A 17650-nucleotide genomic window follows, 5' to 3' on the forward strand; every position below is an offset into this window, starting at 1 on the left:
GATCGTGGCCTGAATGTCGCCGCCGGTCTCGGCAAACCGCCTGGCGACCAGCCGCAGCATCTCACCCGAGACCCCGAGCCGGGCCGCGATCACTTCCTTCGGATCAGGCTCACCCACCGAGGTATCCAGCGCGAGCAGCACCCGCGCCCGCCGGATCGCCGACGCCGAGTGCACGCCCGTGGTGGTCAGCCGGAGCAGTTCTTCACGATCCCGCGCCGACAACGTGACCGGCCGTTTCAACTGGGAGGCCATGACAACAGCCTCCCAGCCACATGCATCAAAACTAAGCAGCGACACACTACTAGATCCGGACGAGCGAGGCCAGGGCGGTCTGACCCTGCTGGTTCGGGTGGAACACGGCCTCCGGCCCCTCCTGGCCCGGTGCCAGCGCGTCGAACCCGCGCAGGAACGGGGTGCCCGACTCGCACAGCGCGTGGCCCTCGAAAGTGCCGGGGCGGGAGAACGGGCTGGCGAACGTGGCGTTGACGCCCTTGTAGGTCGCCTTGGTCACGGCGGAGCGCAGGGTGGCGTCGATGCCGTCGGCCACCTGGTTGCCCTGGCCGCGTTCCGCGGTGGTGAGGATGCCCTCGCCGCAGATCGGGTCGAGCGTGGCGCCGGGCGGGTTGTCCGAAGTGGACACCTGACGGCCGTAGCCCACGACGACGACTCGCGCGTACGGGCTGCGCTTGTCGATCTCGGCGAGCAGGGCGGTCACGTTGCTGCCCATCTGCGGCAGCCTGGCCAGGATCGCCTCGGTCGGCGCGCCCGTGCAGTCGGCCTGGATGCAGATGCCGCCGTACGTCGCGTAGTCGATGTCGTTGGTACCGACGGTGAGCAGCACCAGGTTCGTGTCGCGCTTCAGGGCGTCCAGCTGGGCCGGACGGTCCTTGAAGGGACGGGAGAAGTCCGCCGTGGCGGCGCCGCTGCAGCTCACGTTCGCGAACGAGCCGAGCCTGCCCGCCGCGCGCAGCCGGGCGGCCACCTGCTCACCGTAGGAGTTGGCGCTGCGCCAGCAGTTTCCGGTGGTTCCGTCCTGATAGGACCCCGCGCCGGTGCCGGAGGCGTACGAGTCGCCGAGCACCACGAGCGAGGTGGAGTAGGCCGCGTTGGCCGTGGGAGCGATCCCCAGGGCAGCCAGAACGGCCGTGAGCACAACAATGGTTCTTTTCACCGGACCCCCGATGTAGATGTCATTGCCCCGCAATAGTGCCCGAACCACCGTGTCGGATGCCGCCAAACGAGATGCGGTGGCCGAATCACGCCACGACGTCCGCGATCTCCTCCAGCAACGCCGTCTTGCGGCTGCCGGGCAGGAACGAGGCCAGCACGGCGTTCTCCGCCAACCTCGCCACCTGCGCGGGCGTGAGATCGAGCGCGGCGGCCACCGCCAGGTACTCGCCTTCCAGCGTGGCACCGAAGAACGGCGGGTCGTCGGTGTTCAGCGTGACCACCACGCCCGCGTCGAGCATCTGCCGCACGGGATGCGTCTCGATCGACGCGACCTGTTGCGTGCGGACGTTGGACGTCGGGCACACCTCCAGCGGGATTCCCTTCAGCACGAGGTGTTCCACCAACGCCGGGTCCTCGACGCAGCTCGTGCCGTGGCCGATCCGTTCGGCTCGCAGGTCCCGCACCGCGGACCAGATGGTCTCCGGGCCGGTGGTCTCCCCCGCGTGCGGCACGCTGTGCAGGCCGGCGTCCCTCGCCGCGTCGAAGAAAGGCGCGAACTGGGCGCGGCCGATGCCCGCCTCGGGTCCGGCCAGGCCGAAGGAGACCAGGCCGTCAGGGCGTTCGGACAGCGCGAACGTGAGCGTCTCCCGTGCGGCCACCAGGCCCTTCTCACCCGGGATGTCGAAGCACCAGGCCAGATCGACGCCCAGCGCCGCCGCTTCCGCACGGCCGGACGCGAGGCCCGCGAGGAGTTCGTCGCCGGCCATGCCGTCCGTGATGTGGTTGTGCGGCGTGACGGTGACCTCGGCGTACCGGACGTTCTGCCGGGCCAGTTCGCGCGCCAGGCCGACGACGAGGGTGTGGATGTCGGCGCGGCCCTTCAGCATCGACTGGACCGCCCAGTAGACCTTCAGGAAGTGGTCGAAGTCCCGGAACGTGTAGAAGCGCTCCAGTTCGGCGCGATCCGTCGGCACACCGGCCTCCGGGTGGCGCCGGGCGAGTTCCAGGACGGTGCCGACGCCGGCCGATCCGACGAGGTGGACGTGCAACTCGACCTTGGGCAACGCGTGGATGAACGAACGCATGGCAAAGCTCCCTGTGCAGGACAAAGGTGAGAAGGGTGGCGGAGGAACAGGGCGGCTCAGGGAGCGAGGTCGCCACGTTCGGTGTCAGCGCCGTAGAGCGGCAGCTTGAAGTCCGGCACGATCTTCAACGTAGCAGCCGCGGAGGCACCCGTGCAGCGAAATTCGGGTGCGCGGCCGCCTTCCTGATCATTACGGTGGAGGCGTGACCGGCGAGGACGTGCTCGACATCTTGGCGGCGCTCGACGGCTTCGACGTCCGCGTGGGCGGCGGCTGGGGCATCGACGCGCTGGTGGGCAGGCAGACTCGGCCGCACGGCGACCTCGACCTCATGCACCGCGAGGAGCAGGAACCGCGGATCCTCGACGCGCTGGCGGCAATCGGGTTCGTGGAAACCTTGTCGTGGCGCCCGGTGCGGTTCGTGGTCACGGACCCCGGCGACCGCGAGATCGACCTGCACCCGTTGCGCTACAACGAGGACGGCAGCGCCGAGCAGTCCTCGCCGACGCCCGGCGAGCCTTTCCGCTACCCGGCGAAGTGCTTCGTCACGGGCACGATCCTCGGAACGACCGTGCCGTGTCTGTCGGCCGAGCAGCAGCTGTTCTTCCACCAGGGTTACGAGCCGCGCGAGCGGGACCTGCACGATCTGGCCCTGCTGCGCTCTTGGGAGCGATAAACCGGTTGGCGGCGTGGCTAGCGTGGGACGGGTGAAGGGATTCAATCCGAGTTTCGGTCCCGAGACTGCCCAGAACTACGACAACTCACCGCGCGGCGACGAGGACGACACCGTCCGCTTCCTCGCCGCGTTCGGCAAGTCCGCCCTGGAGTTCGCGGTCGGCACCGGCCGTATCGCATTGCCGCTGGCTCAGGCCGGCGTCGCGGTCGACGGCATCGAGCTGTCGCCGCACATGGTCGCGCGCATGCGGGAGAAACCCGGCGGCGACGACATCCCCGTGACCATGGGGGACATGTCCCAGACCGGCACCGGCCGCACGTACGACCTGGTGTACCTGGTCTACAACACGATCACGAACCTGCTCACCCAGGACGACCAGGTCCGCTGCTTCGAGAACGCGGCGCGCCACCTCACCCCGGACGGCGTGTTCGTGGTCGAGTGCGGCCTGCCGAGCTGGGTGGCGCGGCCGCGGCACCAGTTCATCGACGTGGAGGCCGTGGAGGTCGACCACGTCCGGCTCGACGTCAACCGCTTCGACCCTTCGACCCAGATCCTCGACGAGAACCACGTGCGCATCAGCGCGGACGGAATCCGGTTCGGCCCGATCAAGACCCGGCAGGCCTACCCTTCCGAGTTCGATCTCATGGCGCGCATCGCGGGACTGCGGCTGCGCGAGCGGCGCGGCGGCTGGAACGGCGAGCCGTTCGTCGCAGACAGCAGGCGGCACGTGAGCGTGTACGAACGGGCCGCGTAACGTTCTTGGCCGGTGACCGAGTTCCTCTGTGTCCACTCAGGCGGCACAGAGGAGGCGACGATGATCGCAGTCGTTCCGGTGCGGTACACGGCCACGGACAGCGTCTGGTCGCGCGAGCAGTTCGAGAACTGGATGCGGCCGGGCATCGACCACGGCCTGGGTGACTTCTGGTGGCGGTCCACCCGCGGGCTCTTCGACGTGAGCAGCCAGGTGTACGACCCCGTCGAGATCCCCAACCCGGTTCCGGTGTCCGACGACGCCAAGCGTGCCAGCCTGCACGAGGCCGTGGTGAAGGCCGCCACGCAGGTCGACTGGGCGCACACCGACGTCCTGCTGATCTGGCTCGCGAAGCCGACCGGCTGGTGGGGCGGCGGCGAGGTGGACGTGCCGGTTCCCGGTGGCACGAAACGGATCCGGGTGACCGTGGTCGACTCGATCACGCCGTTCGACGCGGCGTGCCAGGAGCTCGGCCACGGCTACGGGCTCCAGCACGAGTTCGACGCCCTGGGAAGGGAGTACGCCTCGCCGTACTCCGCGATGAGCGCCCGCGGCTACGGCCCGACGGCACCAGGCCCGCAGAGCTGGGTGCGCGGCTCGACGCCGAAGCTGCCCGAAGGCGGCCCGAACATGCAGGGGCCGTACGTGGGCGTGCCCGCCAACCGCATCGTCGGGCCGCTGGTGCCGGGTGCGCACCTGTACCGGGACCCGCGGTTCCGCGACAGCTCGTCGGTGGTGCACGTCCGCGACCTGCCGGCGAAGGCGCGGCTGTACAAGCCCGACTACCGGTCACCGGGCTCGGGCAAACCCGTGCTGATCGCCGTGCCGTCCCAGCGACGCGACGGGCGGACGTTCCTCGTGGAGCTGCGCAGGGCGACGACCGGGACCTACGACCAGGCGATCGGGGTCGAAGGACTGGTCGTGCACTCGCTCAACCCCGACGGTCTGGTGCGGTACGACGGTGTGGCCGACCTGTCGCTCACCGACTGGGCCTGTTCCGCCGGTGACTTCTCGCTGCGCCGCACCACTGTGGGCGAGGACTTCGTCGACGTGGAGGTGCGCGCGGGCTCGGTGGTCTCGTTCCCGATCCGGGGAGTGCTGCTGGCAGGCGGGTTCCGCACGCAACGCCAGCTCAACACCATGTCCCGTGAGGACATGCGCAACACGCTGATCGTCGTGATGGCGTCGCTGAGCAAGCAGAGCGACTACCAGCGCTACGACAACGACATCCTGGCCGGCATGGGCGCCGTGATGGTCTTCCTGCGCCGCAACGGACTGCGCGACGACGCGGCGCTCAAGACGATGACGGCGGACGACCAGCGCAACGTGATGATCGTAGAGCTCGGCGCGCAGACCGGTGCCGGGCAGGCGTTGCAGGGCTTCACGAACCTGCAGCTGGCCCAGATCGCGCTGGGCAGCGACCTCGCCACCCGCGGCAGGCGGCCGGGTTCGACACCGTTCTACGGCAGGGGAGTGCTGCTGGCGGGCAGGTTCCGCAGCCAGCACCAGCTCAACACGATGTCCCGCGACGACATGCGGAACACGTTGATCGTCGTGATGGCCTCGCTGAGCAACCAGAAGGACTACCAGGCCTACAGCGACCCGGAACTGGCCGGCGTCGGCGCGGTCATGGTGTTCCTGCGGGAGACCGGGATCCGCGACGACGCGGCGCTCAGGAAGATGTCGGCCGACGACCAGCGCAACGTGGCGATCGTCGAGCTGGCCGCGCAGACCGGGCGCAACCTCCAGGGGCTGAGCAACCTCGATCTGGCGCTGACCGCGTTAGGAGTTGAACGCTTCTAGGGCCTCGGCCTTGATCTGGTCGAACTGCGCCGCCATCGCCTCGGACAGGGCCTGGGCGCCGGACAGCGGGCGCACCATGACGGTGAACTCGTCGATCAGGCCGTCCTCGTTCAGGTGCAGGAAGTCGCAGCCCTGGATCTCCTTGCCGCCGACCTCGGTCCGGAACACCAGCGCGTGGTTCGGACCGTCGACGATCACGCGCTCGTAGCGGAAGTTCTCGAACACCCGCATCACTCCGCGCAGGATCGCGGCGGTGATCGGCTTGCCGGGGTACGGCGCGAACGCGACAGGGCTGGTGAACACGACGTTGTCGGCCAGGCACGCCGCCATCGCCTCGGTGTCGCGTGCCTCGACCGCCTTGCGGAATGCGTTCACGTGAACCCTCACATACTCAACTTGTTGACTAGGTCGATGCACCGTAACCTGGGAGTATGTCGCTGCGCAATGCCGTCATGGCCGCCCTGCTCGACGGGGAGTCGTCCGGCTACGACCTGGCCAAGGCGTTCGACGCCGCCGTGGCGAACTTCTGGATCTGCACGCCGCAGCAGCTCTACCGGGAGCTGGACCGGATGGAGACCGACGGGCTGATCACGGCGAGGACGGTCGAGCAGGAACGCCGGCCGAACAAGCGCCTGTTCTCGCTGACGTCACTAGGGCGCGAAGAGCTGACGAGGTTCACGGCCGCGCAGCACAAGCCCACCGCGATCCGGGACGAGCTGCTCGTCGCGGTGCTGGCGGCGGACTCCGGTGACGTCGAGGCGGTGAAAGCCTCGATCCGGGAACGCAGGCAGTGGGCCGAGGCGAAGATCTCGCGCTACGAACGACTGAGGGCCAAGTTGCTCGACGGGATGGACGAAGAGGAGTTCCTCGCCACCGCGGAACGGGTCGGGCCGTACCTGACCTTGTTGCGCGGCTTGTCGTTCGAGCGGGACAACGTGCGGTGGTGTGCCCGGAGCCTCACCGTGCTGGAGCGGCGTGGTGCACGGCTCGACGCGTCCACGTGAGGTTGAATCGTATTCATGAACGGCATTTCGGTCTTGCAGGAGGCACTCAGTGCGCCCGCGGCAGAGGCGCGCAACCGGTTCGCGGGGCGGCTCAACGGCTACCTCGACGGATCCGACGTCGTGCACGCCGTGCGGTTGCAGGGCTGGCTCGGGCTGGAGGTGCCCGGTCCCGGCTGCCACGTCGGCACGGGCAGCTGGGACTTCACCCGGTTCAAGGCGACGACGTCACCGGTGACGTGCGGGCGGTGCCGAAGTGCGGGCCTGCTCACCAGCTCGTTCACCGGCGGCCCGCACCAGCAGACCCTGGATCTCGAAGGGATCTAGAGCACGGAGCGGTTGCGCAGGCCCATGCCGGTCAGCGCGGACATGCCGAGGCGTTCGTAGTACGGACGCAGTGAGTCGTCGCACGTGAGGTCCACCGAGTACAGGTGCGCGGCCTCGGCCACGATCCGCCGCATCAGCTCGGTGCCGATGCCCTGGCCCTGAAACGAAGGCCGCACCTCCAGCCACGGGATGAACGCCGTCAGCACGCCGTCGCTGATCATGTTCACGAAGCCGGCGACCTCGTCCTGCGAGCGCGCGATCACCACGCGGTAGCTCCCGCGCAGCACGGCGAGGTGCTGCGCGGGCGACGGCGGTGTGGGCCAGCCCACGAAGAACCCGGCGAGATCGGCCTCGGTCAGGCCGCTGAGATCGGTGCTGTACGAAATCACCAGCGCATTGAACCAAGTTCTCCCATCTTGCGTAGGGGTGGTTTCGACCAATTCGGCAGCTAAGCTGCTGGTCGTGACCCTGCCGACTGCTCCGCTGCGCCGTGCGCGCTGTGCTGCCGTCGGCATCGTCAACGGCACGCTCGCGGTTCTCGCGCACTCCAGCGCAGACGGTCAGCTACCGGACGCCGGGCTGCTCTTCTCGCTGGTCGCGCTGCTGACGTGGGCGACGACCGGGTTCGCCCGGCACGAGCTGACCTGGCAGCGGCTGCTCCTGCTGATCGGCGGCGGGCAGCTCGCGATGCACGTCCTGGTGTCGCTCGCCGCGTTCCGGCACGCGCACGAGGCCGAGCCGTCGCGCATGATCGCCTCGCACGTCGTGGCCACGGTGCTGACCGTCGTCGTGCTCGCCGCGGCCGAACGCTCGATCCTCACGCTGGCCCGTGCGGTCGCGGCGGCACTGCCCCGCAGGCTCGCCGTCCTGCCCGCCACCGCTCCCCTGGTCGTCGCCACGCCCTCGCTCGCGCCGACCTCGATCGTCTTCCTGGACGTGCTGTCGTGGCGCGGTCCTCCGGCTGAACAGGTCTGAAGTCCCTTCACAGGGCCGCTCCTCGAGCGGTCCTGCCCCTGTTCACGCCCATCCAGGAGCGCCATGACCACCACAGCCGCTCCGTCACGCACATCGTTCGCGTGGCGGGGACTCTTCCTGCGCCTGCACTTCTACGCCGGCGTGCTCGTCGGCCCGTTCATCCTCATCGCCGCGCTGACCGGCGTGCTCTACGCCCTGACACCACAGCTGGAGTCGTGGGTCTACTCCGATCAGCTCCGCGTTCCCGCCTCCTCGCAACAACTTCCGCTGTCCAAGCAGGTCGACGCCGCGCTCGCGACCTCGCCCCAGGGCTCGCTCGTCGCGGTCCGGCCCGCTCCGGAACCCGGTGCCACCACGAGGGTCCTGTTCTCCGAGAAGGGTCTGGGCGAGTCCGAACGACGGGCGGTCTTCGTCGATCCGGGCACCGGACGCGTCACCGGTGATCTCGTCGTCTACGGGTCGAGCGGTGTGCTGCCCCTGCGCACGACGCTCGATCAGTTGCACCGCAACCTGATGCTCGGCGAACCCGGCCGCCTCTACAGCGAACTCGCGGCCTCCTGGCTGTGGGTCGTCGCATTGGGCGGACTGGTTCTGTGGATCTCCCGGGCACGCAACAGCAAGCGCATCAAGACGCACGGACTGATCGGCGTCTGGGTGCTCGCCGGCGCGTTGTTCCTGTCCGCCACAGGTCTCACGTGGTCGGCGTACGCCGGTGAGAACGTCGCCATGCTGCGCACCGCCGTCGGCTGGTCCACGCCGAAGTTGACGATGCCCGGAGCCGGCGAAAGCCACGGCGACCACGGTTCGAGCAGCTCGTCCGCCGGCGGTCACAGCGAGATCGACACCGTCCTCGGCGTCGCGAAGCTGTCGGGCATCGACGCGAAGGCGGTCGAGGTGAGCCTGCCCGCGGAGTCCGGTGGCGCCTGGAAGGTGGCCGAGATCGAGAAGGGCCTGCCCAGCCAGGGTGACGCCGTCGCGGTCCACGGCGGCGAGGTGGTCGGCTCGCTCAAGTTCGCCGACTTCCCGCTGGGCGCGAAGCTGACGAGGTGGGGCATCGACGCACACATGGGCGTGTTGTTCGGGTGGCCCAACCAGCTCCTGCTGTTGCTCGTCGGCGGCGGACTGGTCGCGTCGGTCGTACTCGGCTACCGCATGTGGTGGAAGCGCAGGCCCACCAGCGGCTTCGGCCGTCCGACGCCGCGCGGCCAGTGGCGCAAGGCCCCGCCCGGAGCGTTGGTCGGACTCGGTCTCGCGACGCTGCTCGTCGGCTGGTTCGTGCCGTTGCTCGGGATCAGCCTGGTGGCCTTCCTGGCCGTCGACGTTCTGCTCGGAAGGCGGGCGAAAACGACGACCTCCTGACCGTCCACAATGGACACGGCTTGCCTGATCAGGACATTTACGGCATATTAACGGTCAGGTGAGCCGGGAAGTCTGGTCGGCCCGCACGTCACAGAGGGTGGCGGCGGAGAGCTGACGAGGGGTGCGCCCATGACGCTCATTCCCCACGCCATCCCTTTGATCAACGATCCTCAGGTCGTGCACGCGCTCGCCGCGCGATGGCGCCGCGCGAGGACGTTGCTCCTGCTCTCCGCCGGCGTCCTGCCGGTCGCCATCGGAATCGTCTGCATAGTGCTCGCCGGGATGACCTCCGCCGGGCAGCGGATCATGCCGTGGTGGTCGGCGATTCCGGCCGTCGCCGCGGCGGCGTGCGCGTGGGCGTTGCTGACCTGGTTGCGGCGCAACGGGTTGAGCGACCCGCACTCGTGGCTGCCCGCCACCACCCTGATGACGTCGGCGCAGCTCGTGCTCGGCGTGCTGCCGGGCTCGGGCATCGCGTTGCGGCTCAGTCCCGGCGCGGCGCTCGCGGTGAAGGCGTTGTGCGCGGCCGGAGTGCTCGGCGCGGGTTCCGCCAGCGCGCTCGCCCGGATGGCCCACCGCTCACTGCTCTCGGCCCCGGTCCTCGAACTCGGCTCGACCGCGTTCCCGCTCGTGCTGGTCGCCGACGGCACGCGCGTGATGATCGGCACCGACCGCGTCGACTGGACCACGCGGCGCGGTTCCCGGGTCGACGCCGGGGTCTCGTTCGCCCGCATCCTCCGCGTGACAGCGCATGCGAACGCGATCGCGCTGCACACCGCGTCCGGCTCGTGGACGGTTCCCGTGTCCGATCCGGCGACCGCGCAGGCGTTGCTGCGCAGGCGGATCACGTGGTGGGAGGAGCGCCGCGACGCCACCGCCGAACGCGAGCAGCGCCGCTACCTCGACCTGGTCGGGCTGCTCGCTTCGGTCAGCGGGCAGGCCACCCGCGGCGGCATCAGCGTGACGGTCGACTCGAACGGCGTCACGACGGGCATCATGCTGAGCCCCGAGGTCCGCGAGCTCGAACCGGAAGTGCTCGCGGCGCAGCTGATGGCGTGCGTGCAGAAGGCGCGGGCGGACGCGCGCAAACAGGTGCAGGACCTGGTCATCGAGCACTCCGACGACCACATGGTGAAAGCCAGCCACTAGTCGCTTGTCCCGCCCCCGTCCCCCTGCCTACGTTCGGCCTGGGAACTTCGGGAGATGGGGGACGACTTGCGCAGACGTGACTTCTTCGCGGCGGCGGCCGGGGTGGCCGCTGTGGTGGCCAATCCCGCGAGCGCGCTCGCGGCCACCGGGCAACGGCCGGGCGCCTCGCACGTGCCGGACCTCAATCTCGGCGATTTCCCCGTCGTGGCAAGGGTTCGGGCACGCAACGCACTCGAACACCTCAAGGTGCTGAGCGACAAGATCGGGCCGCGCATCGGCGGCACCGCGTCGGAGCACCGGGCGCGCGACTACCTCGTCCGCGAGCTCAGGGCGTTGCGGTACCAGGTGACGACGCAGCCGTTCACCGTGCCGGACAAGTACCTCGCCGACGTCAACGGCAGGTGGCAGGCGGGCGCCTCCCGCTTCGGCACCCTCGGCGTCACGGTCAAGGCCCCGTTCGTCGAGGTCGTCGACGGCCAGTTGCCGGATCTGACCGGCAAGATCGCGTTCTACGTCAACGCTCCCGCCGGATCCGCGCCCACGCACGCGGCGATCGAACGCGGCGCGGTGGCGGTGATCCTCGGCCGCGTCTCCGCGACGGCCGGCAAGTCCAGCGCCTTCTCCCCCACGCTCGATCGCAACGTCACGGTGCCGGTGATCGGCCTCGCCCAGGTGCACACCGAGAAGCTGCGCGCCCAGGGTTCCGGTGAGCTGACGATCAGCACCGTGCACCACCCGAACCTCACGTCGTACAACGTGATCGCGGACCGACCGGCGACGTTCCCGTGGCGTGACAACGGGGTCGTGATGGTCACCGCGCACTACGACTCCGTGCCGGGCTCGCCGGGCGCCAACGACGACGGCAGCGGCACGGTGCTGTGTCTGGAGCTGGCGCGCGTTCTGCGTTACCTGCCAACGAACAAGGCACTGCGGTTCGCGCTGTGGGGTTCGGAGGAGCAGGGACTGCTCGGATCGCGGCACTACGTCTCGCAGCTGCCGCCCGAGGAGCTCGCGCGGATCAAGGGCGTGTTCCAGAACGACATGGTCGCCACCAGCCACGACCCGGCCACGGCGTACTGGTTGCTGTCCGTGGACGGCGCCGACAACGCGACGACGGCCAACGTTCGTGCTGCGGCACAAAGGCTCGGCTACGACCCGCGGGTGCACGGACCGGTGGCGCGCGGGTCGAGCGACCACGTGCCGTTCCACGAGAAGGGTCTGGCGTCGGCGAACTTCAGCTGGCGTGGCGAGGGCGGGCCGGCGCAGCTGGAACCGATCTACCACACGCCGGAGGACACGATCCGCGACAACATCAGCCTGGAACGGCTTCAGGTGTCGCTGGAGCTGATCGGGGCGGCGGCCTACAAGCTGGCTAGTGGCGCGGCCTGAAACGTCGCCGCGCGAATTCGCGGTCAGACGGACGCATCGTGGTGCCGCCCCCACGTCCTCATACTGGACCGTATGGGGACGTGGGGGCGGTGCCGCGAGGCGTCCTGCTGAGCGTGAATTCACCGCCGATGTTTCAGGTCGCGCCACTAGTCTGCGGTAACGACCAGTTCGGCGAGCGTCCGATCCCGCAGCCACGTGGCGAACTCGTCCGCGGGCAGCGGTTTGCTCAGGCAGTACCCCTGCACGATGTCGCAGCCCAGGGCGGCGAGGACGGACCACGTCTCCTCGTCCTCGACGCCCTCGGCCACGACCTCCAGTTCCAGGTTGTGCGCGAGGCCCAGCAACGAGCGGGTGATCGCGCCGCTGGACGCGTCGGTGCGCATGTTCGTGGTGAACGAGCGGTCGATCTTCATCTCGTGCACCGGCATCGTGCGCAGGTAGGCGATGGAGGAGTAGCCGGTGCCGAAGTCGTCGATGGACAGCCGCACGCCCAGTTCCCGCAGGCGCGTCAGCACGTCGGTCGCGCGGTGCGGGTCGGCGATGATCGCGCTTTCGGTGATCTCCAGCGTGAGCACGGCGGCGTCGAGGCCGTGGTGTTTCAGCGCGGCGGCGACCTGCTCGGGGAACGTCATGTCGTGCAGGCACTGCGCGCCCACGTTGACCGAGATCGGGACGTCCCAGCCGGTGAGGTGCCAGGCCTGGCACTGGGCCAGCGCGTGGTCGAGCACGTACTGCGTGAGCGGTTCGATCAGGCCGGTCTCCTCGGCGGCCGGGATGAACCTGTCCGGTCCCAGCAGGCCGTGGGTCGGGTGCTGCCAGCGGCACAGGACCTCGGCGCCGCAGACCTCGCCGGTGCGAAGGTCGGCTTTCGGCTGGTAGTGCAGGACGAGTTCGCACTGGTCGAGGGCGCGGCGCAGGTCGCTGATCACCGTGAGCTGGGCGGCGTGGTGCTCGTCGAGGCCCGGCTCGTAGACCGACGTGCCGAGGCGTCCGCGCTTGGCCGCGTACATGGCGATGTCCGCGTGCTTGAGCAGTTCGTGCGCGTCGGCGGAGTCGGTCGGGTACAGCGCGACGCCGATGCTGCACCCGACGTCGACCGAAAGTCCGTCCAGGTCAACGGCTTCGTCCAGCGCGCGGTGCACTCGTTCGGCGACGATCAGGGCGTTGTCGGACGTGCTGACCGACGGCAGCAGGACCGCGAACTCGTCGCCGCCCAGCCTGGCCACGGTGTCGACGTCGCGGACGGCGCCGGTCAGCCGGTTGGCGACCAGTTGCAGCAGCTTGTCGCCGAACGCGTGGCCGAGGGTGTCGTTGATCGGCTTGAAGCGGTTGAGGTCGATCAGGAACAGGCCGAGCGGGTCGCCGGTCTGGTTGCTGCGGCGGATCGCCTGCGCGGTGCGCTGGGTCAGCAGCGTGCGGTTGGCCAGACCGGTCAACGCGTCGTGCATCGCCTCGTGCTCGCTCCTGGCGGCCTGGCGGAGGATCTTGCGACGGTGGCCGAGCAGCACGATGCCGCACAGCCCCACCAGTCCCAGGTCGATGATGAACGCGACGAGGGCGGCGATGCGGAGGTTGCTGTTCCGCAGTTCCGCGGCGCGCAGGTAGTCGGTCGTCTCCAGGCGCTTGAGCTGCACGACCGTGGAGAGCTGCTTGCGCAACGACGCCAGCGTCAGCTCGGCCTGGTACGCCTTCTGCAACGCGGCCGCGTTGTCACCGCGATCGTCGGCCGCCAGCGTCTCTCGCAGCAGCCCGCTGTAGTCGCCGTAGAGGTCGCCCACGATGGTGGCGGCGCGGACGTCGGCCGGTGCGCCGTTGTCGCGCAGCCAGCGCAAGCTCTCGTCGGCGGCACCGGCGGCGGTCGCGACGGGCTGGCTCATCACCGGCGTGCCGGACCGGACGTAGTCGGTGAGGGCGTGATCGGCGACGTCCACGTTCTGGACGACCAGACCCCAGCGGTCGCTGACCTCGTTCAGTCCGTGCAGGTGCGTGGCGGCCCGCTGCATGCTGAGGTTCGTCCACAGCGCGAGGCCCGCCAACGTGGCGAGACCGATCGTCAGGCTGACGACGGTCGTCTGCACGGTCGTGCGAGTCTCGACCCAGTTGGACAGCATCTACAAAGCCTCACGTCGCGTCCTTGCGAAGGTGCTATTGGTACGCAGCCAAAGGATCGCACGCAAGCCGACACCTCGTGCCGCCGTGCACTAGCCTTCTCGCCTTCTACCGGCCGACTGACAGGACGTTCCCGTGGTTCGCTTCGTCCGCATCGCTCTACCTGCTGTTTTACTCCTGACGGCAGGGGTGGGCGGATGTGGCGGCGAGCAGACGTCCGATGACCCGCCCACGATCGGATTCGTGTCCCAGAACACCAGCCGCGACTTCTCCAGGGAGATGAGCGAGGGTTTCCGGGCGGGCGCGACCATCGCCGGCGGGGTCAGGACCGAGACGACCGGACCGGACACGCACGACGGCCTCAAGCAGGCCGCACTGCTGCGCGACCTGGCGACGCGGGCCAAGAGCGGCATCGGGGTGTCCGCGGTGGCACCGGAACTGGTGGCCGAGCCGATGGCAGAGGTGATCGGCAAGGGAATTCCTCTGATCGCGGTCGCGGGAGGCCAGGTCGCGCCGGGCAGCGGGGCGAAACTGATGATCGAGAACGACAACTACGAACTCGGCCGCTTGCTCGCCGACGCGACGGCGGAGCGGTTGCCGCCGGACAGCGCGGGCAAGATCGTCATCGGCAGCAACTCCCCCGCGATGCCCGCGCTCGACCTGCGGGCCTTGGGCCTGCGCGAACGGCTCGCGGAACGGTTGCCGAAGGTGCAGGTCATCGGCCCGCTCGACACCGGGCGCGACCAGCCGGCGAACCTCGCGACCTGGCACCGGCTCGCCGACGCCAACTCCGACGCCGTCGCGTTGCTGGGCGCGGGTGACGTGGACGCGATCAACCTCGCCACCGTGCACGCCGCGAAGAACGCGAAGTGGCTGGCCGCGGCGTTCAGCCTGGATCCGAAGGCGTTGCAGGGCGTCAAAGACGGGCACCTGTTCGCGTCGGTGTCGGCCGAGCACTTCCTCAAGGGCGCGGTGGGCGGGTGGCTGCTGGCGAAGCACGCCGCTGAGGGCAGGGTTCTGCCGGAAGGCTGGCTCGTCGCGCCCGGACTGCTCGTGCAGGCGTCCAACGTGGACGAGATCATCCGCCGCCAGTCGAGCGAGAAGAACCGCCTGGACGCCGCACGGCCGCAGATCGACGACCTGACCACCGCGCCGGACAAGCACATGCGTCCACTCGACCAGACCCGATGAGCCGGGCGGCGCAACTCCCGTGACAGGCCTCTGACGGTCGGCGAGCATGTCGGCTCTCCCTTCATTGGAGGCCGCATGATCAACCGAAGGACACTCACGAAATCCCTGGGCGCGGCACTGGCCGTGTCGGCTGCCGGTGGCGTGGCGAGCGCCGGCTCCGCGGACACGCGGCGCGGGCGGTACCTGATCCGCGACGGCGCCGTCGTCACCGTCGACAAGGCGCTCGGGGTGCTGCCCCGCGCGGACGTCCTGATCGACGACGGCAGGATCCTCGGCGTCGGACCGGACCTGGACGCGCGGGGCGCGAAGATCGTCGACGCGACCGGCATGATCGTCCTGCCCGGCTTCGTCAACACCCACCACCACATGTGGAGCGCGCTGGGCCGGAACTTCGTGGCCGACGGCTTCCCGTACTTCGCGGCGAAACGGGCGACTTCCACGCTGTACGAGGCGAAGGACGTCTACCGCAGCGTCCTGCTCGGGCTCGCGGAACTGGCGAACGCGGGCGTGACCACCGTGCACAACTGGTCCAACAACACCCGCTCCCCCGCGCACGCCGACGCCGAGCTGCGGGCTCACCGCGACGGTCTGCTGCGCGCCCGATTCTCCTACGGCCACGTCGACCAGATGCCGCGCGACCTGCCGATGGACATGACCGACGTGGATCGCGTGCGGCAGCAGTACTTCGCGGGCGGCACGGCGTTCGACGGGCTGGTGCACCTGGGCGTCTGCGTGCGCGGGTTGTCGCAGAGCACCGAGCCGGCGTTCTTCGCGGACATGGACGCCGTGCTGGCACGTGGCCTGCCGGTCGCGATCCACGCCGGGCAGTCACCGCCGCGGACCGTGGACGCGGCGGACTACGAACGCCGGGGCTGGCTCGGCCCCAAGACGTTGCTGTGCCACTACGTCACGGCCCTGGACAGCGACATGGAGATCATGGTGCGAACCGGGACACCGCTGTCGTGGTCGCCGCATTCGGAGTTCCGGCTGGGCAGCGCGGGCGATCCACGGGACACGTTGCTGCGGTTCCGCAGGGCCGGGGTGCCGGTGTCGCTGTCCTCGGACGCCACGTCGATCGCGCCGTCGGACATGTTCGAGGCGATGAGGCTCGTCTGGAACACCGGGATTCCCTGGGCCGGCACGCCTTCCGCCGGTCTGCCCGAGGTCGGGTTCCGGGACGTGCTGGAGATGGCGACCCTGAACGGCGCCCGCGCGCTGGGACTCGGGGACGTCACCGGGTCGATCACCGCCGGCAAGCGCGCGGACGTGATCCTGGTGCGTGCCAACGACATCAACCTCGCGCCGGGCGGGTTGTTCGAGACGACGCTGGTGCAGGCGGCGACCGCTGCCAACGTTGACACGGTGTTCTCGGACGGCCGGATCATCAAGCGCGGCGGCCGGTTGGTGGCCTACGACGTCGACCGGATCGTGCGGGACGCGCGGACTTCCTCGTTGCGCATCCGCACGTCCGCCGGTGGGATCCTCACTCCGCCGAGCTGATGTCGAGGACCGCTTTCGTGAACGCCGCGGGGGCCTCCTGCGGCACGTTGTGCCCGATGCCGTCGAGGATCCGGTGCTCGTAGCGGCCGCTGAACTGCTTGCGGTACGCCATGCCGTCCTTGTTGGATCCGTCGAAGTCGCTGGCGATCGTGATCGCCGGCACGCCGATCACCGGCCTGGCCTGCAGCTTGCGCTCGAGCCCGTCGTAGCGGTGCTCGCCCTGCGCGAGCTGCAGCCGCCAGCGGTAGTTGTGGATGACGATCGCCACGTGGTCGGGGTTCTTCCACGCCGTGGCGCTCTGGGCGTAGGTGGCCTCGTCGAAGTTCCACTGCGGCGAGGCGATCTTCCAGATGAGCTTGTTGAACTCGTAGGAGTTCTGCTCGTAGCCCTTCACGCCGCGTTCGGTCGCGAAGTAGTACTGGTACCACCAGCCGAGCTCGGCCTGCGGGGACAGCGGCTCCTGGTTCTGCTGGAGGTTGACGACCAGGTAGCCGCTGACCGAGACGAGCGCCTTGACCCGTTCCGGCCACAACGCCGCGACGACGCACGCCGTCCGCGCGCCCCAGTCGAACCCGGCCACAGTCGCCTTGCGGATCTTCAGGGCGTCCATGAACGCGATGACGTCCGCGCCCAACGCCGACTGCTGGCCGTTGCGGGTCGTGCGCGCGTGCAGGAACCGGGTGGGGCCGTAGCCGCGCAGGTACGGGATGAGGACGCGGTGGCCCTGCGCGGCCAGGGCCGGCGCCACGTCGACGTAGCTGTGGATGTCGTACGGCCAGCCGTGCAGCAGGATCGTGACCGGGCCGTCCGCCGGGCCCATCTCCGCGTAGCCGATGTCGAGCAGGCCGGCCCTGACCTGCCTGATCGGGCCCCAGGACGGCTGGGAGGCGTGCGCGGTCGCGGTGACCAGGGGTGCCGCGAGGCCGGCCACGGCCACTGCCTGGGAGAACTGTCGCCTGCTGATCATGACGTCGACGGTAGGGGCGTCAGGCGGGGGCTCGCGAGCGTCAGGTGACGGTGTCCGAGTACGTCATCAGGGCTGCCGGGGCTCGCGGTCAGCCAGGCGCGGTGCCGGAGTACGTCATCAGGGCTGCCGGAACTCGCAGTCAGCCAGGCACGGTGCCGGAGTCCGTCGCCAGGGCCTGCCGGGGCTCGCAGTCAGCCAGGC

17 protein-coding genes and 1 pseudogene are annotated in these 17650 nt (G+C 69.5%); 11 read left to right on the forward strand and 7 right to left on the reverse strand.

Annotation, left to right across the window (positions count from 1 at the left end; genetic code table 11):
* The 3 genes and pseudogenes from BM417_RS43265 to add all read right to left on the reverse strand — a co-directional run.
* Positions 1-252: pseudogene (locus BM417_RS43265) on the reverse strand (helix-turn-helix domain-containing protein); the annotation flags it as partial.
* Between the two features lie 49 nt (positions 253-301).
* The gene (locus tag BM417_RS43270; RefSeq protein WP_177320942.1) at positions 302-1153 is read right to left on the reverse strand and encodes an SGNH/GDSL hydrolase family protein; all 852 of its coding nucleotides are present in this window, start codon (positions 1151-1153) and stop codon (positions 302-304) included.
* Between the two features lie 103 nt (positions 1154-1256).
* Entirely contained in the window at positions 1257-2255 is a 999-nt protein-coding gene (gene add / locus BM417_RS43275; RefSeq protein WP_093605936.1) for an adenosine deaminase, read from the reverse strand.
* 202 nt (positions 2256-2457) lie between these two features.
* Between add and BM417_RS43280 the strand changes: the two genes are divergently transcribed.
* The 3 genes from BM417_RS43280 to BM417_RS43290 are packed head-to-tail and all read left to right on the forward strand — an operon-like array spanning position 2458 to position 5482.
* Positions 2458-2928 (forward strand): nucleotidyltransferase domain-containing protein, encoded by a 471-nt coding sequence (locus tag BM417_RS43280; RefSeq protein WP_093605937.1) that lies wholly within the window; start codon positions 2458-2460, stop codon positions 2926-2928.
* A 31-nt stretch (positions 2929-2959) separates the two neighbouring features.
* Positions 2960-3682 carry a class I SAM-dependent DNA methyltransferase gene (locus BM417_RS43285; RefSeq protein ID WP_093605938.1) on the forward strand — a complete coding sequence of 241 codons (723 nt, stop codon included), beginning with the start codon at positions 2960-2962 and terminating at the stop codon, positions 3680-3682.
* Between the two features lie 60 nt (positions 3683-3742).
* Positions 3743-5482, forward strand: a complete 1740-nt coding sequence (locus BM417_RS43290) for a hypothetical protein (RefSeq protein WP_143139069.1) — start codon at positions 3743-3745, stop codon at positions 5480-5482.
* On the opposite strand, the gene BM417_RS43295 is transcribed toward BM417_RS43290, so the two are convergent.
* Positions 5462-5857: a nuclear transport factor 2 family protein gene (locus BM417_RS43295; RefSeq protein WP_093605940.1), complete on the reverse strand. Its 396-nt coding sequence runs from the start codon at positions 5855-5857 to the stop codon at positions 5462-5464. The two genes, BM417_RS43290 and BM417_RS43295, sit on opposite strands and share 21 nt — an antisense overlap.
* A 56-nt stretch (positions 5858-5913) precedes the next feature.
* Here BM417_RS43295 and BM417_RS43300 point away from each other — a divergent pair, with 56 nt between their 5' ends.
* Positions 5914-6486 carry a PadR family transcriptional regulator gene (locus BM417_RS43300; RefSeq protein ID WP_093605941.1) on the forward strand — a complete coding sequence of 191 codons (573 nt, stop codon included), beginning with the start codon at positions 5914-5916 and terminating at the stop codon, positions 6484-6486.
* A gap of 15 nt (positions 6487-6501) precedes the next feature.
* Positions 6502-6810, forward strand: a complete 309-nt coding sequence (locus BM417_RS43305; protein ID WP_089919765.1) for a hypothetical protein — start codon at positions 6502-6504, stop codon at positions 6808-6810.
* On the opposite strand, the gene BM417_RS43310 is transcribed toward BM417_RS43305, so the two are convergent.
* Positions 6807-7199, reverse strand: coding sequence for a GNAT family N-acetyltransferase (locus tag BM417_RS43310; protein ID WP_218164747.1), 393 nt, complete (start codon positions 7197-7199; stop codon positions 6807-6809). The two genes, BM417_RS43305 and BM417_RS43310, sit on opposite strands and share 4 nt — an antisense overlap.
* Positions 7200-7272: 73 nt before the next feature.
* On the opposite strand from BM417_RS43310, the gene BM417_RS43315 reads away from it, so the two are divergent.
* The 4 genes from BM417_RS43315 to BM417_RS43330 all read left to right on the forward strand — a co-directional run bounded on the left by BM417_RS43315 (position 7273) and on the right by BM417_RS43330 (position 11682).
* Positions 7273-7785: a hypothetical protein gene (locus BM417_RS43315; protein WP_093605943.1), complete on the forward strand. Its 513-nt coding sequence runs from the start codon at positions 7273-7275 to the stop codon at positions 7783-7785.
* Positions 7786-7848: 63 nt separating this feature from the next.
* Positions 7849-9144 carry a PepSY-associated TM helix domain-containing protein gene (locus BM417_RS43320; RefSeq protein ID WP_093605944.1) on the forward strand — a complete coding sequence of 432 codons (1296 nt, stop codon included), beginning with the start codon at positions 7849-7851 and terminating at the stop codon, positions 9142-9144.
* Between the two features lie 129 nt (positions 9145-9273).
* Entirely contained in the window at positions 9274-10293 is a 1020-nt protein-coding gene (locus tag BM417_RS43325; protein WP_093605945.1) for a YbaB/EbfC family nucleoid-associated protein, read from the forward strand.
* 54 nt (positions 10294-10347) lie between these two features.
* Complete coding sequence (locus BM417_RS43330) at positions 10348-11682, forward strand: M28 family peptidase (RefSeq protein WP_093605946.1); 1335 nt, start codon at positions 10348-10350, stop codon at positions 11680-11682.
* Between the two features lie 146 nt (positions 11683-11828).
* On the opposite strand, the gene BM417_RS43335 is transcribed toward BM417_RS43330, so the two are convergent.
* Positions 11829-13793 carry a putative bifunctional diguanylate cyclase/phosphodiesterase gene (locus tag BM417_RS43335; RefSeq protein ID WP_093605947.1) on the reverse strand — a complete coding sequence of 655 codons (1965 nt, stop codon included), beginning with the start codon at positions 13791-13793 and terminating at the stop codon, positions 11829-11831.
* A gap of 241 nt (positions 13794-14034) precedes the next feature.
* On the opposite strand from BM417_RS43335, the gene BM417_RS43340 reads away from it, so the two are divergent.
* Both BM417_RS43340 and BM417_RS43345 read left to right on the forward strand, forming a co-directional pair.
* The gene (locus BM417_RS43340; RefSeq protein WP_143139070.1) at positions 14035-14982 is read left to right on the forward strand and encodes a sugar ABC transporter substrate-binding protein; all 948 of its coding nucleotides are present in this window, start codon (positions 14035-14037) and stop codon (positions 14980-14982) included.
* A 75-nt stretch (positions 14983-15057) separates the two neighbouring features.
* A complete protein-coding gene (locus BM417_RS43345) occupies positions 15058-16482 on the forward strand; it encodes an amidohydrolase family protein (RefSeq protein WP_093605949.1) in 1425 nt (474 codons plus the stop codon).
* Here the strand turns inward: BM417_RS43345 and BM417_RS43350 are convergent.
* Positions 16466-17449 carry an alpha/beta fold hydrolase gene (locus BM417_RS43350; RefSeq protein WP_093605950.1) on the reverse strand — a complete coding sequence of 328 codons (984 nt, stop codon included), beginning with the start codon at positions 17447-17449 and terminating at the stop codon, positions 16466-16468. The two genes, BM417_RS43345 and BM417_RS43350, sit on opposite strands and share 17 nt — an antisense overlap.
* Between the last annotated feature and the right edge of the window lie 201 nt (positions 17450-17650).

The sequence above is a fragment of the Lentzea waywayandensis genome (assembly GCF_900115955.1).
Classification (GTDB): domain Bacteria; phylum Actinomycetota; class Actinomycetes; order Mycobacteriales; family Pseudonocardiaceae; genus Lentzea; species Lentzea waywayandensis.

What these genes read in the sequence shown, in the direction of transcription:
- BM417_RS43335 (WP_093605947.1), bottom strand. Translation starts at nt 13,793, where the DNA reads ATGCTGTCCAACTGGGTCGAGACTCGCACGACCGTGCAGACGACCGTC.
- BM417_RS43330 (WP_093605946.1), top strand. Translation starts at nt 10,348, where the DNA reads ATGGGGGACGACTTGCGCAGACGTGACTTCTTCGCGGCGGCGGCCGGG.
- BM417_RS43320 (WP_093605944.1), top strand. Translation starts at nt 7,849, where the DNA reads ATGACCACCACAGCCGCTCCGTCACGCACATCGTTCGCGTGGCGGGGA.
- BM417_RS43300 (WP_093605941.1), top strand. Translation starts at nt 5,914, where the DNA reads ATGTCGCTGCGCAATGCCGTCATGGCCGCCCTGCTCGACGGGGAGTCG.
- BM417_RS43350 (WP_093605950.1), bottom strand. Translation starts at nt 17,449, where the DNA reads ATGATCAGCAGGCGACAGTTCTCCCAGGCAGTGGCCGTGGCCGGCCTC.
- BM417_RS43290 (WP_143139069.1), top strand. Translation starts at nt 3,743, where the DNA reads ATGATCGCAGTCGTTCCGGTGCGGTACACGGCCACGGACAGCGTCTGG.
- BM417_RS43325 (WP_093605945.1), top strand. Translation starts at nt 9,274, where the DNA reads ATGACGCTCATTCCCCACGCCATCCCTTTGATCAACGATCCTCAGGTC.
- BM417_RS43305 (WP_089919765.1), top strand. Translation starts at nt 6,502, where the DNA reads ATGAACGGCATTTCGGTCTTGCAGGAGGCACTCAGTGCGCCCGCGGCA.
- BM417_RS43345 (WP_093605949.1), top strand. Translation starts at nt 15,058, where the DNA reads ATGATCAACCGAAGGACACTCACGAAATCCCTGGGCGCGGCACTGGCC.
- add (WP_093605936.1), bottom strand. Translation starts at nt 2,255, where the DNA reads ATGCGTTCGTTCATCCACGCGTTGCCCAAGGTCGAGTTGCACGTCCAC.